Below are 14900 nucleotides of genomic sequence, written 5' to 3' on the forward strand. Positions count from 1 at the left end.
CACACACCAGCGAGTTAAAACCCACTATGGGGCGATCCAGCAGGCAGGCCGAGACGTGCCACACCTGACGCCTGACGAGCTGAAACCCCAGAAGGTCAAGGGGGTGTCACTGGCCGAGAAGGTGTTCGGAGCCGTGGAGACGGTCGAAGGGGTGGCGCAAAGGTTGAACGCCAAAATAATGGGGTCTGTGCAGCCGATGGCCGAGAAAGCCGCTGTAAGCGCCCAGAACGAGCGAAGAGCCAAGGAGCTAAGGGAAACCCTAGCCCAGCAGCAAAAACGCTTACAGGCCCTTCAGGAGCCGTTTAAGGGGCTATCCAAGGATCAGGTAGCGGGACTGATCCGGCAGGCGGTGAAATTGCGGCAGGAGAACGAGCAGGAGAAGCAGGAGCGCGCCCAGCAGATCAAAGAGCGATTCAAGGCCAAGCGGGAACGGGAGCGCAGCGACCGCAGCAGGGGCCGTTAACCCTTTTCAACCAACTTTAACCAACCTTGAACAACCTTAAACCATTGTTTAACCAACATTAAACCACTTTCAACCAACCCTAAACCACTTTCAACCAACCCTAAGCAACCGGGGTGTAAGGGCTGGCAGGATTCGAACCGTTATCATACCCTATTTTTACTTTCCTTATTTAAACCTGATTATTAGGTATTTACAAATATTATTACCTATCTTTACCTAACCTTACAAAGGTGAAATATGGTAATATTAAGCATTTTTGTCCGAAATATGTCCGAAAAATATGAAAGTAAATTTTTATTTAGACAAGCCCTATAACCCTGATATTGCACCTGAAAAGGTCAAACTGGAACTGGCCAAGGTTGGAGGAAAAAAGAAAAACCTTGCACAGAAGTTCTGGAATCCATCGCTCACTGCGCTGTATCTATTCTTTTCACCGGATAAATCCTGTAGGATAAAATACAGGACAAACTATAAGATTTTACCCAAAAGTTGGGATTTTGAAAAGGAAAGGCTTAAACCAAGTGCCAGCGGAGCGTTGGAATTCAATGTCGAACTGAACAACCTTGCCAACCTCTGCATCCGGGAAGCGATGGGCAAAAAAGACAAAAACCAGTTTCTATCCAAAGAAGATTATAAACAGATCATACAGGGCTGTATCGACAGGGACAATGCGGTAAGCAACGAAATATCCATTTCCCACCTAAAAACACAGTTCCTGTCCTATAAATCCAATTTTGTCAAAGACGGCACACTAAAAGAATACAGGACGGTATTCAAAGGTCTGGAAGACTTTGAAAAACAGAAAGGTATAAATCTTGTCCTTAGGGAACTGGACAGCAAATTTCTCGATCAGTTCGAAGTGTTCCTGAGCAAGAAGAGGAATACGAACGATGAAGAAAAGGAAGGTTTGCTAAATGACACCATACACAAATACATATCCACGTTGAAGGTATTCCTAAAGTGGTGCAACGACAATGATTATCTGGTGCATCCCGACGTTTTCAAAACGCAAAAAACAAACTTTAAGAAGAAAGCCTACAATGAGATCATTGCCCTGTCCGAATCCGAAATAGAAAAACTGATGAACCATGATCTTTCGGACAGACCCAGTCTGGAAAGAGTACGGGATCTGTTCTGTCTATTGTGCTACACAGGGCAAAGATTTGAGGATCTGATCAACTTCGATCCAAAGGATATAAAAAACAATGCTTGGGACTTTATTTCGGTAAAGGTCAAGAAAAGGGTAATCGTACCTTTTGAGGGGTATATAGCCCCTGCAAAAGATATCTTGGAACGTATCGGTTACAGCGTACCCAAGATATCCAACCAGAAGTTCAATGAATACGTAAAAACGGTAGGAAAACTCGCAGGACTGGACGAGACCATCAAGATAACACGGTATTCGGGCAAGCAGAAGCTGGTGATAGAAAAAAGGAAGTACGATTTTCTAACCAGCCATGTCGGCAGAAGATCAATGGTAACGAACCTATTGAGCAGAAACGTACCGATCACGCTTGTACAAAAACTGACGGCACATTCTGACATACGGACTTTAATGAAATACGAATCGGCAAGCACAGATTCGTTAATCGATGCACTCAATAAATTTTAAAACTATGGAAGAAATTTTTTTTAAGTTGAGAAAAGCTTGGAAACTTCGAAAAAACAAATTTGATTTAGGTGGATTTCTGAAAGTAGAGCGTTTCCATACCCCAGGTTATTTAGTGATGTGTATTTTCAGCCTGAAAGAGAACGAATACCTACCCTTTTACCGTTACCACCTACAATACTATTTTGAAAACAACCCTCTTGGCAATGAGCAAACATTTCTTACAAAGGTTATCGAGTACGTTGACCAGGACATTAAATCAAGAGAGACATTGCATTATTACAAAACGATAACCAAAACAAGAATATACAGGCTATCCAAATTTAGAGAAGCCTTAAAACAGGTTGACAAATGGGAAGTAACCTTAACAAATGAGGATCGGATTAAAAAATCCGTTTCTTACGTGCAGGAAATCATGAATTGGCAAAACATAAACGACACAAAGACCGTTCTTTCCAAACTCCTATTTGATGAAGTTGGTTCGGACAAGTTTTTCATTGAGTATAAAAATATCATTGAACAAAGAGATCGTTTACAATCCGAACTGGCCGATAAAATCTCTGAATTGAATGAACAAAAGAAGAAGCACAAAGCAATAGCACCAATGACGAAGGTTCAGATTGTTAGCGGTGATCACAAACCCTTGCTAGATCTTTTGCTTCAAATGAAAGATTTAGAAAACCCTTCGACCAAAAGAAATTATTTACAAGGAAGCCCAGACACATGGGCATCACTACTTTCCAATTACTTTGAATATGGAGACAACAATATTCCTAAGGATAATAATCGAGAAATAAATTGGAATTCTGTCAGAGATTATTTTCTAGGAAAAAGTGGAATATCACTGCTTAAATCACACAACAGAGAAAAGTATTTCCATATCAAGGAATCCAATCGAGATTACACATAAAGTAGCTCCATGATACTTTAAACTAATTTTACTCCCTCAAAACCCCCATGACGTTTAACGATATGGGGATTTTTTATCTCTATACTTCCCAACTTTGCCCATGTTAATTCACTCGAAGAAAGTGGCCACGACTTCGAATCATTAAACGTGTAAACATGAGCAAAGTATGATTCAATTTGACCAAAAAGCCCTTAGGGACTGCATCAAGGATGCTGTAAGGGAAGAACTTCACCTTTTTATTTCAGATGTGAAGCACACATCGGACAACACCGAGAACAGATCTTCCGAAAAACTATTGACCAAAAAGGAAATGGCGGACGAACTTGACATTTCACTCGTCAGCCTGACCGAGTGGATGAAGCAGGGACATATCCCCTACATGCGTATGGGAAAGCGGATCTATTTCAAAAAACAGGAGGTAGTGGCTTCAATGGCCGGCTACAACCGGAACAAAGGAGGTAAATAATGATCTCGTTTAACCAGGACACAGCCACGGCACTAGACAGGGCTATAGTAAAAATAACAGATGAATTTTTAGAACCCCCTATCATGATAACAATCAGCAATTCCGATTCCGTTATCGGTACATTAGGGAATTTCAGCGCATCCACGGGAAAGGCGAAGAGCAGGAAAACATTCAATGTGATTTCATTGGTGGCTGCTGCATTGAGCGGAAAACAGATATTACAATACAAGGTCAAAGTTCCCATAAACCGTCCATTGGTGCTGTACTGCGATACAGAGCAGAGCAAGTTCCATTGCCACAGGTTACTTTCAAGGGTCTACAAGCTCATAAATTACCCGACAACGGAAGTCCATGAAAACCTAAAATTCATATCCTTGAGGGAATACCCCACCAAAGAGCGCATTAGTATCATCGAATATGCCCTGTCCAAATATGCGGGCAGGATAGGTCTAGTGATAATAGACGGGATCAGGGATCTTGTTTACGACATCAATAATGCAACGGAAGCGACTGAAATTACCGGCAAGCTGATGAAATGGTCACAGGAACTTAATATCCATATCCATACCGTACTACACTTAAACAAGGGTGATGACAACACAAGAGGCCATTTGGGGACTGAATTGAACAATAAGGCAGAATCCATCTTACAGGTCACCAAAAGCGATCTGGATGCAAACTACAGCACCGTGGCTCCAAAGTTCATCAGGGATATCGAGTTTGAGCCATTTACCTTTTATATAGATGATGGTTTGCCCGTACTGGACGAGAACTTTGACCTGTCAGGCACTGCATCGAGAAAAGGGTTCGACTATCAGGAGCTTTCCAAAGAGAACCATCGGGAAGTGTTACAGGAAATGTTTAACGATAGTGAAATAACCTGCAGTTATGATGACTTTGTCCGAAGATTAAAGGACGCTTATCTAGCAAAAGGCTTCAATTTCGGCATCAATAAAGCCAAACAGCTGAAGACATTTCTGGAAAACAAACGGATAGTCATCAAGAACGATAAGACCTACCGGTTTAATCCTGAATTCTATTACTAAAAAAACAGGTTTAGTTTAGTCCGACCCTATATAGTAATAGACTAAACTAAACCGACTTAAAAGATTACGATTATGACATGTGATGAACTTAAGCGCATACCGCTCATATCCATATTAAATTACCTGCAGATTCCGTGTGCCAGAATGAACAGCCGTGAAGCATGGCTTAGAAATCCGTTCAATGGAGGGAACGAAAGAACCGCTTCGACAAAGGTGGATATACACAGAAATATCTGGTATTCGCATTCGGATGGTTTGGGAGGTAACAACATTGACTTCCTGATGAAGTTTTTGGACACGGACAACCTATCAACAGTATTGGATTGGGCTGATGAAAGAAAAAATATCCTTTCTTTTCACCAGCAGACCGTATTGGATAAAGTACCGATTGTGCAACAGGAAAATAATCGGACGTACACCATACTATCCGTAAAACCACTTACAAACAAAGCGCTGATCGACTATCTGACCGATGTACGCAAAATAGATATTGAAATTGCCAGCGCATACTGTCAGGAAATCTATTACAGGACGGCAAATGGACAGACGTACTTTGCCGTCTGTTTTAAGAATGATGCAGGTGGATACGAACTGCGCAACAGCTATGACAAACGCTCCCTATTGACAAAGGGGATCACTACGATCGGTAACGGTAGCAAAGATGTTGTTGTGTTTGAGGGCTTCACAGATCTGCTGTCCTTTATGACGTTAAAAAAGAATGCAGGTAAGCCGTATCTAAATACGAACTTCTGTATCCTGAATACGACAGCCAATCTGCAAAAAGCATATCCATTCTTAGAGCGACATAACAGAATAACAAGCTATCTGGACACAGATAGCAGTGGCTTAAAATCTTACCACAGTTTGCGAACCCATTTTGAGAAAACGCATGCCGTAAAAAATGGAATGGAAGAATTGCAGAGGCAAGACAACAGGATCAAGGATGTCAATGACTACCTGATATTCAGATCACACAAAGAACAAATTCATAGCACCCAATCTGGAAGAAAGCTATCGAATAGGTAGGAAGCAAGGTTGTGTTTTGGTGACCCCAAAACCGATTGGCTCCCGATGGTCACAGCTAAAAAGAAACAAGATGAAAAATAACAAGAAAAAAGGCGGAAGACCCGCACTCGAAAATAAAAAACAGTTCAGGATCAATGTCCGTTTCGATGAAAGCGAACATAACAGAGTTTTGCATAATGCAAAAATTGCAGGTATGAGCAAATCGGAATGGGTACGCAAATCTGCGATCCTACGAAAAATTACACCTAGGTTTACCGAAGAACAATTGAAAGCTTTTAGGGCGATTACTGGGGCTTCGAACAATCTAAATCAGCTAACTAAAAAAGCACACCAGTCTGGACTGATTGAGGTGGCACAGGAATGCAAAAATACGATCCATCACATTGACCATTGTATCAATAAACTACTGCACCATGATAGCGAAGATAATTGAGGGCCGATCTTTCGGCGGATGCGTTGGATACGCCCTGAAAAAAGATAGTGAGATTATCCATGTAAATGGATTACGGACGGATTCGGCAAAGACCATCACACAGGACTTTAATTTTCAGCGGATGCTGAATCCAAGATTGGGCAAGGCAGTCGGACACATTATTCTTTCGTGGAATACAGAAGATAAAAACAAGCTGAATAATGACATCATGCTATCCGCAGCTAAGCGTTATTTATCAAAATTAGATATTAGGGATACCCAATGCTTAATGGTGCGCCACCACGACCGCCAACATGATCATATCCATATTATTTTTAATCGGGTAAACGATCATGGCAAAACTATCTCCAATAGCAATCAGCGGTATAAGAGCTTTAAAGCTTGTAAAGAATTAAATGCATTATATGGCTTTAAGCAGTCCGAAGGAAAACGAAATGTCAACAGAGGTAGACTGAAAGGTAATGATCTAACGAAATACCAAATTTACGACACCGTCAAGGCAGGCATACGACACAGTAAAAACTGGAAGGAACTACAAAATTATATCCGTTACAGAGGTGTGGAAATGCAGTTTAAATATAGATTGGGGTCGGATGAGGTTCAAGGTATTTCGTTCATCAAAGATGAACAGACATTTCGGGGTTCTGCCATAGACCGCTCATTGAGCTTCGGACAGATCGACAAGGCTTTAAATAGCATAGATAATTCTATTGAACTAAATCAAATTTCTGGAAGCTATGTTTCGAAGGATCATTCTATAGACAGAAATATCGGAGAAACACTTGGTCACATAACATCAGCTTTATTTTCGAACCCCGAAATTACACCAGAGCAAGATGATCCGTTGATCAAGAAAAGAAAAAAGAAAGAGAATTACGGACTAAAACGTTAATACCATGAACACAGAATTAGAAAATATACAGCAACAGGTAAGCGCATTGCAGGAAAACACAGACTTGATCACGCAGGATATTGTACGAATAATGCCTACAATTGTCTCCCTACTTTCTGAAAATGAAAAGAAAATGCAGGAATTTCATGAAATGCGAGCAAAGGATCAGGAACTACTACAACAGATCAAGCAATTTATTAAAAGAGAAAACGATGTACTATCTAAGATCATTAACGATTATGGGACACTTCAGGATGTAGCTAATGAAATCTCCACAATAACTAGACAGGAATTAGCTGTATTAACAATCAAAGAAAAAGACATTGTTTCAAAGATAGCTGAAATTCCTGATCAGGTCATTGTAAAACATCATTACGGCATTGATCTCAAATCAACACCTCTGATCATTGTTATGATAGCATTATCTACCATTATTTCGCTAGGTCTCGGTGTTCTATACGAGAAGAACAAACAATTAGACGATAGAAAATCGTATGAAATGCGTTACCGAATGATAGAATTGGAGCTACCGCATGTAACATCGCATATCGATTCTACTCATTCTCTTAACCCTAAGAAATTCCATAATTTGGTGATTAAAAGAGAGGAAGAAAATAAACTATTAAACAGTATAGACCAAAAACGTCAGGAGATCAAAAACTTAAACAGTCCTGAATAACGAGCCGCGTATTGGCGATGGGCGGGATTTTTAGCACCAAAGTTGATACGAAGCACAAATGTTGAATTTAGCACTTCCGTTGATACGAAGCCGTTCGCCCGCCTATTGCCAATACGATGTTGGTGGCTGGCAAATTTTGTTGTCAAGTTTAGTCAAAATAATGAACTTTTTTTAATGCTTGTTTAAACTCGTCTTGAAATTTCCGTTGTCCGCCTTGTCCTGGAAATGTAATTCTTTGGTCAATTACGTTTTTGAATTTTTGCTTTAAGTAATAAAAAGCAATGTCGTAAACATTTGCCTTGATTAAAATAATTTGAGTGTTGTCGTCCGCAACAGAATTTATTTTGTCAACCAAACTCGGAAGTTGTGATTGCAAGTCCGTGTCAAGAAGCGAAAGTGGTAATTCAGACAAGTCAAGCAAGTAAAAACTGTCTTGTTGAAGTGTCTGCAAAATTGTGTTTTTTATTTCACTACTTCGTCCACTTAAAAGAAATTGTTCTTTAAGTTTTGGATAAAGTGCTTCTGCTACACCCAAAAATAAATAGTCGTGTTGGCGAACATCGTCGTAGTAGAAAAAACGTTCCAAACTGTCTGGCGGTGCTTCTGCAACAAGCAAATACTTTACTGTTTCGGGTTTGTATTTTTGACGTGCTTTTTCAAGTTGTTTTTTTAGTTGCGAAATATCGGTTGTCGTTTCTGTTGCTTTTGTCGGCTTAACAGTTGCTACTTTTTTTGTCTGTTGATTAGTGGACGAATAATTTGAAATAGCATTTTTTCCTTTGCTTGAATGTGGAATTGTCCAACTTGAACCTTTACCACCTGCTTGAAAAGCGTGTGGTAGTTGTCCTTTACGCAACAAGTCCCGAAGCGGTTTGCCTGGTCTGTCTTTGCTGTCTTTCAAAATTCCTGCTTTCGCAAGCAAATCATTAGCTTCAACAGGGTCAATGTCTGCTCTGCCTGATTTTGTCAAGTAGCCGTCTATGAATTTTGTAATTGCACTCATCTTTTGTCAGTTTTTCTGTCGGTGAAACGGTCGCCCATTGCTTGCCACCAACAATGGCTCGGCGAATTGGCGAAGTAGCGAAGCTGTATCGAAGATACAAAAGCGGAGCTATTTAGCCAAGTCGCTTGTTGTAAGCAGTCCGCGAAGCGGCGGCTTACGGCAAGCGACGTAAGTCGCCGAGCCATTGTTAGCAAGGAGCGCAGCGGATTGCTAACAACGTGCCGCGTATTGGCGATGGGCGGGATTTTTAGCACTGAACTTTAATCGAAGAACAGAAGTTGAATTTTGCACTTCCGTTGATACGAAGCCGTTCAGCCCGCCTATTGCCAATACGATGTTGTACGACGTAGTTATGTTTTGGGTTTTAGTCCAGCTAAATATTTTCGTATGTCATTTTCTAATTTATCCGGGTATTTGTACTCTAATTTTTTTGACAATTCAGTTCCTATTTCTGAAACTAAATCAGTCATTGAAAATAGAGCAGTCCAATTTTCCTTTATATCGCTCCCTGAAAATGTTTGTTCTGTTTTAGCCCACATTTCCTGGTTAAGATACTTTTTGAAAAGTCGTCCATATTTATTGGTCGTTATGTTCCAATTGTGTTCACTTGCAATGTGCCATTCAATTAAAGGAATTAAATATTCTGTGCGAATAACGGTTTCCGACATAAATTTCGCATAGAATATTTCATCTCTCACAAGACACTTTGCCACGTAAGTTGTGTCCCACCAAAAATCGTTTATTAGATTTTGAAACTCTTTTTCAGACGGTTTTTTGATAATGGAAATTTGATAAGTTGGTTTCAGCATTTGCTTTGTAATACCATCTTTATCAATTAAAATTTTATAACCAATATCCCAATCTTCTGGTAATTCTTTCTCTTGCGTTTCCTTTATAAATTTTGATTTGCTGTAAAGTTTAAAATCTACTTTCACACCGTCTTCATAAAGTAGCATTTTCATTGCGTGTTTATGGTTAAAACAACTTTCGTCTTCTTCAATCATAGCAATTGGATTTCCGAATTTAAGCGTCCAGCTTTTGTCTGAAATGTAATTTGTATTATCCTCAAAAACAAATTCAATGTCTAAATCACTAAATTCGTCAACAAGTGCTAAAGGATTTACAAGTGAACTTGTCAGAAGAAGAACTCTTACATCTTCGTTTTTCTCCGACCATTCTATAATTGTTCTTAACTTTTCTTCTCTGACTTTCATTTTGTTTGGTTCGGTTTTACTATGTCGTACAACGGGAAACGCATTGGCGAAGTGGCGGATAAATTGAACCGAAAGTTCAATTTAGCAGTGACGTAGCCGATGTGTTTCCACAGAAGCTAAATTATTAAAAAAAAGCTGAATGTGGGACACATTCGGCGGAATAAAAAGCACAAAAGTTGAATTTTGAACTTAACCCGCCATTTTGCCAATGCGATGTTATGTGTAGTTTTTTAGTATCTTTGTCAGATGAAATTATCAGATTAGCAAATTTACTTTACGCAACGTATAGGAAGAGAATAGTTTAGTATTATTCTTCGTTTCCTTATTGTCTCTTATTGTAAATTAAATATGTTAAATAATGAAAAATTACTTCGAAAGTCCTTTTAAAGGAAAAATAATCAAAGACCACATAACTAATCCCAATATAATTTCGGGTAAATATTCTTATTATTCTGGTTATTATCACGGTCATTCATTTGACGATTGTGCTCGTTATCTGTTTCCGGACAGGAATGATGTCGATAAACTAATTATCGGTTCTTATTGTTCAATAGGGAGCGGTGCAAGTTTCATAATGGCAGGTAATCAAGGTCATAAATATGATTGGATTTCCAGTTTTCCATTTTTTTATATGTCTGAATTTGATGTTTTCAGTAAAAGCCAAGATGGATTTCAAAAAGCAGGAGATACAGTTGTTGGGAATGATGTTTGGATTGGTAGTGAAGCTATGATAATGCCAGGAGTTCAGATAGGAGATGGAGCTGTTATTGGCAGTCGTGCTTTGGTTACAAAAGATGTTGAACCTTATTCAATTGTAGGGGGAAATCCAGCCAAATTGATAAAAAAGAGATTTAGTGATGATGACATCCAAAAATTGCAGGAAATGAAATGGTGGGAATGGGATGAAGAAACCCTTTTTGAAGCAATGCCAATTCTTTGTTCAAATAAAATCGATTTGTTGTACAAGTTTTTTAGAAAAATGAAATGATAAAAAGAAGGTTCCGAAATTCGGAGCCTTTTTGTTTTAACTGCGTTTGCGGCTAAAATTACACATAACGGCTGGCAAATTGGCGATGGAGCCGACTTTTAGCACAAATGTTGAATAGAATTACTAATCTTCAACATTGCACAAAAGTTCAATAGAAGTACTTCACCGGCTCTATTGCCAATTTGTTTGTTATGTGCCGTTTTATTCCATTTTATACATTTAACAATTGCTGAAACGTAAAGTCGGGTTTAAACATTTCAATTTCGTTTTGAGTTGATTCTTCTTGTGCTTCTTTGCCATAGATAAACATTTGCTGTTCATAATTTTTAACAGCCTCTTCAATGCTATTAAATTTTCCATCGGCTAGATTATCAGACAATATCAAGGCATCCACCAACCCACTATTTACTCCCTGCCCTGCAAAAGGCGGCATCAAATGTGCGGCATCCCCAATCATTGTTATGGGTAATGGGCGCTTGCTTTTCCAAGGCTTTTCTAAAGGAAATATCCGTGTAGCCAATCCTACAAATGACAACGTCGTATGAATCAATTCTTTGTAGCGTTCGTCCCAATCGGAAAATTCTTTCAGAAGAAAATCAACGACACTATTTCTGTTTTGAAAATCTACCTGCGTTTGGTTTTTCCATTCATCAGGTGTTTTAAAACTTATTCCAAAATGCAATGCACCATTATTATTGGGGTTAGCAAATAATAAATTACCTTGGTGAGATGCCATTAGCCGGTTTCCATTGCATAGCTGAAAAAATCCAGGACAGTTTATCTCTGGTTGATGAATATCGGCTTGTATATTGAAAGTACCTGTTTCTTCAACTTCCGTGTCGGTAACAAATTTTCTTACCTTGGACATCCCGCCATTGGCAAGAATAACCAAATCTGCTGTTTCACTCGGTTTATTCTCAAAAGTTAGTGTCCACTTCTTCTTACCAGGTTCAAGCATAACAAGTTTTCTATCCCAAATAACCGTGTCGTTTTCTAAACTATTCAACAAGATAGCCCTTAAGTCATTTCTGTTTATTTCAGGATTGTCAAATCGATTTTCGGGCTTTACATTTTTTGTGGATAAAATATTGCCTTTTTTATCAGCAATATTTACACCCATTGGTAAGGCTAAGTCATAATAAGTTTGTAACAATCCCGCTTTTTTCATTGCTTCCTGACCTGAACCTTTGTGTAGGTCAAGGGTTCCACCAAAAATTCTTGCCTCTCGGTCGTTGTCTCTTTCGTAAACTGAAACGTCTATGCCGTTTTGCTGTAATAATTTTGCCATAGTCAGTCCAACGGGTCCACCACCAATTATTGCAACGTTCTTATCACTAAGTAAATTCATTTGTTTGTCTGTATCTATTCGCATTGTCATTCAAAAATGGCCCATAACGGGAAACGCATTGGCGAAGTGGCGGATAAATTGAACCGAAAGTTCAATTTAGCAGTGACGTAGCCGATGTGTTTCCACAGAAGCTAAATTATTAAAAAAAAGCTGAATGTGGGACACATTCGGCGGAATAAAAAGCACAAAAGTTGAATTTTGAACTTAACCCGCCATTTTGCCAATGCGATGTTATGTGTAGTTTTTTAGTATCTTTGTCAGATGAAATTATCAGATTAGCAAATTTACTTTACGCAACGTATAGGAAGAGAATAGTTTAGTATTATTCTTCGTTTCCTTATTGTCTCTTATTGTAAATTAAATATGTTAAATAATGAAAAATTACTTCGAAAGTCCTTTTAAAGGAAAAATAATCAAAGACCACATAACTAATCCCAATATAATTTCGGGTAAATATTCTTATTATTCTGGTTATTATCACGGTCATTCATTTGACGATTGTGCTCGTTATCTGTTTCCGGACAGGAATGATGTCGATAAACTAATTATCGGTTCTTATTGTTCAATAGGGAGCGGTGCAAGTTTCATAATGGCAGGTAATCAAGGTCATAAATATGATTGGATTTCCAGTTTTCCATTTTTTTATATGTCTGAATTTGATGTTTTCAGTAAAAGCCAAGATGGATTTCAAAAAGCAGGAGATACAGTTGTTGGGAATGATGTTTGGATTGGTAGTGAAGCTATGATAATGCCAGGAGTTCAGATAGGAGATGGAGCTGTTATTGGCAGTCGTGCTTTGGTTACAAAAGATGTTGAACCTTATTCAATTGTAGGGGGAAATCCAGCCAAATTGATAAAAAAGAGATTTAGTGATGATGACATCCAAAAATTGCAGGAAATGAAATGGTGGGAATGGGATGAAGAAACCCTTTTTGAAGCAATGCCAATTCTTTGTTCAAATAAAATCGATTTGTTGTACAAGTTTTTTAGAAAAATGAAATGATAAAAAGAAGGTTCCGAAATTCGGAGCCTTTTTGTTTTAACTGCGTTTGCGGCTAAAATTACACATAACATCTGTTTTAACGAAACGAATATACGGAAAATTTCGCTTAACCAACCCTATATACGTGTTTCGTTATTTGACTTTTCTTTCTACATAAGATATTGATATATTTGTATTTAAAAAATAAAACCGCACAAATAGCGAAACAAAATATTATAAAATACTATTTCCCTGATATGAATAGCGAAATCATACTTGAAACCTTCGAAAAGAGATTGCTGATGCAGAGATATGCTGGCAATACCATTAGATCGTACAAGGATTACGCTAGTATATTTCTTAAACATGTTAGCAAATATCCCTCCCTTGAAGAAATTCCACTGTCAGATATTGAGGCGTTTATAAACGAAAAAGTTCAAAATGGGAAAATTAGTGTTTCCTATCAAAAAGGATTAGTGGGCGCAATCAAGAAGATGTACGAACTGATATTGGACAAAAAAATCCAACTGTATTACTTATACCCGAAACGATCATTTTCTAAATTACCTAAATTCTTTTCAAAAGAAGAAGTAAGAAATATTCTCGATAACACTCAAAATCTAAAACACAAGGCTATTCTGATGACAATCTATAGTTGTGGACTACGTCTTAGCGAACTGTTGAATCTCAAAATCAAAGACATAAAATCTTCCGATGGAATTATCAGAATCCATCAAAGCAAAGGTAATAAAGATCGGATTGTATCATTACCAGACAAATTGCTGGCGACTTTGAGACATTATTATCAAGCATTCAAGCCAAAGGAGTACCTCTTCGAAGGTGAGAGGGGTGGCAAGTATAGCGAACGAAGTGTACAGTTGATTCTGAAAAAAGCATTGATCAAAGCAAATGTTCAGTCGGAAGGCTCTGTACATACATTGCGACATTCTTATGCCACACATTTAATCCAATCAGGTATCGATATCCGAATTGTAAAAGAGTTATTGGGTCATGAAAATATAAAAACGACTATGATCTACACTCATATCACTGACATAGACAAGCAAAAGACTCCTAGCCCTCTTGATTTTTTATAAGAATAAGATGAACTTTTCACGCTCTATAGAAACAAGCATTATGTTCCAATCATTCTTTAAGAAGGGTTATTCTTCTAGCTTAACTTTGCTTAGGTTATTGAATAATCAATATTCAGATATAATTTGTCCGAAATGTGCCCGAAAAAAGAAAAAGCCACTGATTATCAGTGGCTTTTGTCGGGGTGGCAGTAATCGCGCGGATTTACAGGCACGTCGGATATGTTTACAAAAACTCCGTTTTTGACACATATCCCGTGCCAAAGGGTGCCCCTTTGAAACCCTCCAGCGCCCCGCTCAATCGCGGGGCAGGGTGACGCGGTGGGGTAGGTCGGGACTGGGGCCGTCCTCGTCCAGGAACGCCACTTCGGCGCGTTCCAGGGTGCAGCCATCGAGGTTCAATTCTTCCATGTCCTTGAGGGTGAAAACCCCCGCCTCCTCGCGGCTCTTGGTGTACCCGTAGCCCTTGGGTTTCCAGTACTCCAGACCTGTCTTGATGTAATACATGCTCATGGCCATACCTCGTCCTTGAGTTTCGATATAACGGAATCCAGCGCCGTTCTGGTGGTGCCGTCCAGCGTGTCTATACCCCTGTCGTAAGCCTCCAAAACAGCGGCCATTTCAGCGGCTGTGATGCTGATAGTGGCCGTGGTGTCCCTTACGATATGGGAGTAATCAGGCTTGCCGAAAAGGGCTTTGAGTGGATCTGTCATGGCTGATCTCCAAACATATCAAGCGTGTCTGTAT

16 protein-coding genes are annotated in these 14900 nt (G+C 39.0%); 12 read left to right on the forward strand and 4 right to left on the reverse strand.

Going from position 1 to position 14900, the window contains the following annotated elements; genetic code table 11:
- The 9 genes from ABR189_RS29950 to ABR189_RS29990 form a co-directional block, all read left to right on the forward strand.
- The coding region (locus tag ABR189_RS29950) for a hypothetical protein (RefSeq protein WP_435575345.1) at nt 1–463 on the forward strand (463 nt) is incomplete at its 5' end.
- A 280-nt stretch (nt 464–743) separates the two neighbouring features.
- The gene (locus ABR189_RS29955) at nt 744–2075 is read left to right on the forward strand and encodes a site-specific integrase (RefSeq protein WP_150452512.1); all 1332 of its coding nucleotides are present in this window, start codon (nt 744–746) and stop codon (nt 2073–2075) included.
- Between the two features lie 4 nt (nt 2076–2079).
- Complete coding sequence (locus ABR189_RS29960) at nt 2080–2982, forward strand: hypothetical protein (RefSeq protein WP_150452511.1); 903 nt, start codon at nt 2080–2082, stop codon at nt 2980–2982.
- A 166-nt stretch (nt 2983–3148) separates the two neighbouring features.
- Nucleotides 3149–3448 carry a helix-turn-helix domain-containing protein gene (locus ABR189_RS29965; protein ID WP_150452510.1) on the forward strand — a complete coding sequence of 100 codons (300 nt, stop codon included), beginning with the start codon at nt 3149–3151 and terminating at the stop codon, nt 3446–3448.
- An 83-nt stretch (nt 3449–3531) separates the two neighbouring features.
- Nucleotides 3532–4494, forward strand: coding sequence for an AAA family ATPase (locus ABR189_RS29970; protein WP_223883479.1), 963 nt, complete (start codon nt 3532–3534; stop codon nt 4492–4494).
- A gap of 72 nt (nt 4495–4566) precedes the next feature.
- Complete coding sequence (locus ABR189_RS29975) at nt 4567–5520, forward strand: DUF8464 domain-containing protein (protein WP_185269624.1); 954 nt, start codon at nt 4567–4569, stop codon at nt 5518–5520.
- A 70-nt stretch (nt 5521–5590) separates the two neighbouring features.
- The gene (locus tag ABR189_RS29980) at nt 5591–5953 is read left to right on the forward strand and encodes a plasmid mobilization protein (protein WP_150452508.1); all 363 of its coding nucleotides are present in this window, start codon (nt 5591–5593) and stop codon (nt 5951–5953) included.
- Nucleotides 5934–6845: a relaxase/mobilization nuclease domain-containing protein gene (locus ABR189_RS29985; RefSeq protein WP_150452507.1), complete on the forward strand. Its 912-nt coding sequence runs from the start codon at nt 5934–5936 to the stop codon at nt 6843–6845. The genes ABR189_RS29980 and ABR189_RS29985 overlap by 20 nt, the downstream gene beginning before the upstream one ends.
- Nucleotides 6846–6849: 4 nt before the next feature.
- A complete protein-coding gene (locus ABR189_RS29990) occupies nt 6850–7524 on the forward strand; it encodes a hypothetical protein (protein WP_003013290.1) in 675 nt (224 codons plus the stop codon).
- 148 nt (nt 7525–7672) lie between these two features.
- Here ABR189_RS29990 and ABR189_RS29995 read toward each other — a convergent pair whose 3' ends face one another.
- Together ABR189_RS29995 and ABR189_RS30000 are read right to left on the reverse strand one after the other, a co-directional pair.
- Complete coding sequence (locus tag ABR189_RS29995) at nt 7673–8527, reverse strand: hypothetical protein (protein WP_126731997.1); 855 nt, start codon at nt 8525–8527, stop codon at nt 7673–7675.
- A gap of 350 nt (nt 8528–8877) precedes the next feature.
- Nucleotides 8878–9741, reverse strand: a complete 864-nt coding sequence (locus ABR189_RS30000; RefSeq protein ID WP_003013318.1) for an aminoglycoside 6-adenylyltransferase AadS — start codon at nt 9739–9741, stop codon at nt 8878–8880.
- A gap of 358 nt (nt 9742–10099) precedes the next feature.
- Here ABR189_RS30000 and catB (ABR189_RS30005) point away from each other — a divergent pair, with 358 nt between their 5' ends.
- Nucleotides 10100–10729 carry a type B chloramphenicol O-acetyltransferase gene (gene catB / locus ABR189_RS30005; protein ID WP_010256763.1) on the forward strand — a complete coding sequence of 210 codons (630 nt, stop codon included), beginning with the start codon at nt 10100–10102 and terminating at the stop codon, nt 10727–10729.
- 211 nt (nt 10730–10940) lie between these two features.
- Here the strand turns inward: catB (ABR189_RS30005) and tet(X) are convergent, their stop codons facing one another.
- Nucleotides 10941–12107, reverse strand: a complete 1167-nt coding sequence (tet(X), locus tag ABR189_RS30010) for a tetracycline-inactivating monooxygenase Tet(X) (RefSeq protein WP_005783159.1) — start codon at nt 12105–12107, stop codon at nt 10941–10943.
- Nucleotides 12108–12450: 343 nt separating this feature from the next.
- Between tet(X) and catB (ABR189_RS30015) the strand changes: the two genes are divergently transcribed.
- Both catB (ABR189_RS30015) and ABR189_RS30020 read left to right on the forward strand, forming a co-directional pair.
- The gene (gene catB / locus ABR189_RS30015) at nt 12451–13080 is read left to right on the forward strand and encodes a type B chloramphenicol O-acetyltransferase (RefSeq protein WP_010256763.1); all 630 of its coding nucleotides are present in this window, start codon (nt 12451–12453) and stop codon (nt 13078–13080) included.
- A 236-nt stretch (nt 13081–13316) separates the two neighbouring features.
- Nucleotides 13317–14156: a phage lytic cycle repressor MrpR family protein gene (locus tag ABR189_RS30020; protein ID WP_185269625.1), complete on the forward strand. Its 840-nt coding sequence runs from the start codon at nt 13317–13319 to the stop codon at nt 14154–14156.
- Between the two features lie 294 nt (nt 14157–14450).
- Here the strand turns inward: ABR189_RS30020 and ABR189_RS30025 are convergent, their stop codons facing one another.
- Nucleotides 14451–14672 (reverse strand): hypothetical protein, encoded by a 222-nt coding sequence (locus ABR189_RS30025; protein WP_001251694.1) that lies wholly within the window; start codon nt 14670–14672, stop codon nt 14451–14453.
- Nucleotides 14673–14900: the final 228 nt, after the last annotated feature.

Origin of the sequence: Chitinophaga sp. H8 (assembly GCF_040567655.1) — a bacterium.
Classification (GTDB): domain Bacteria; phylum Bacteroidota; class Bacteroidia; order Chitinophagales; family Chitinophagaceae; genus Chitinophaga; species Chitinophaga defluvii.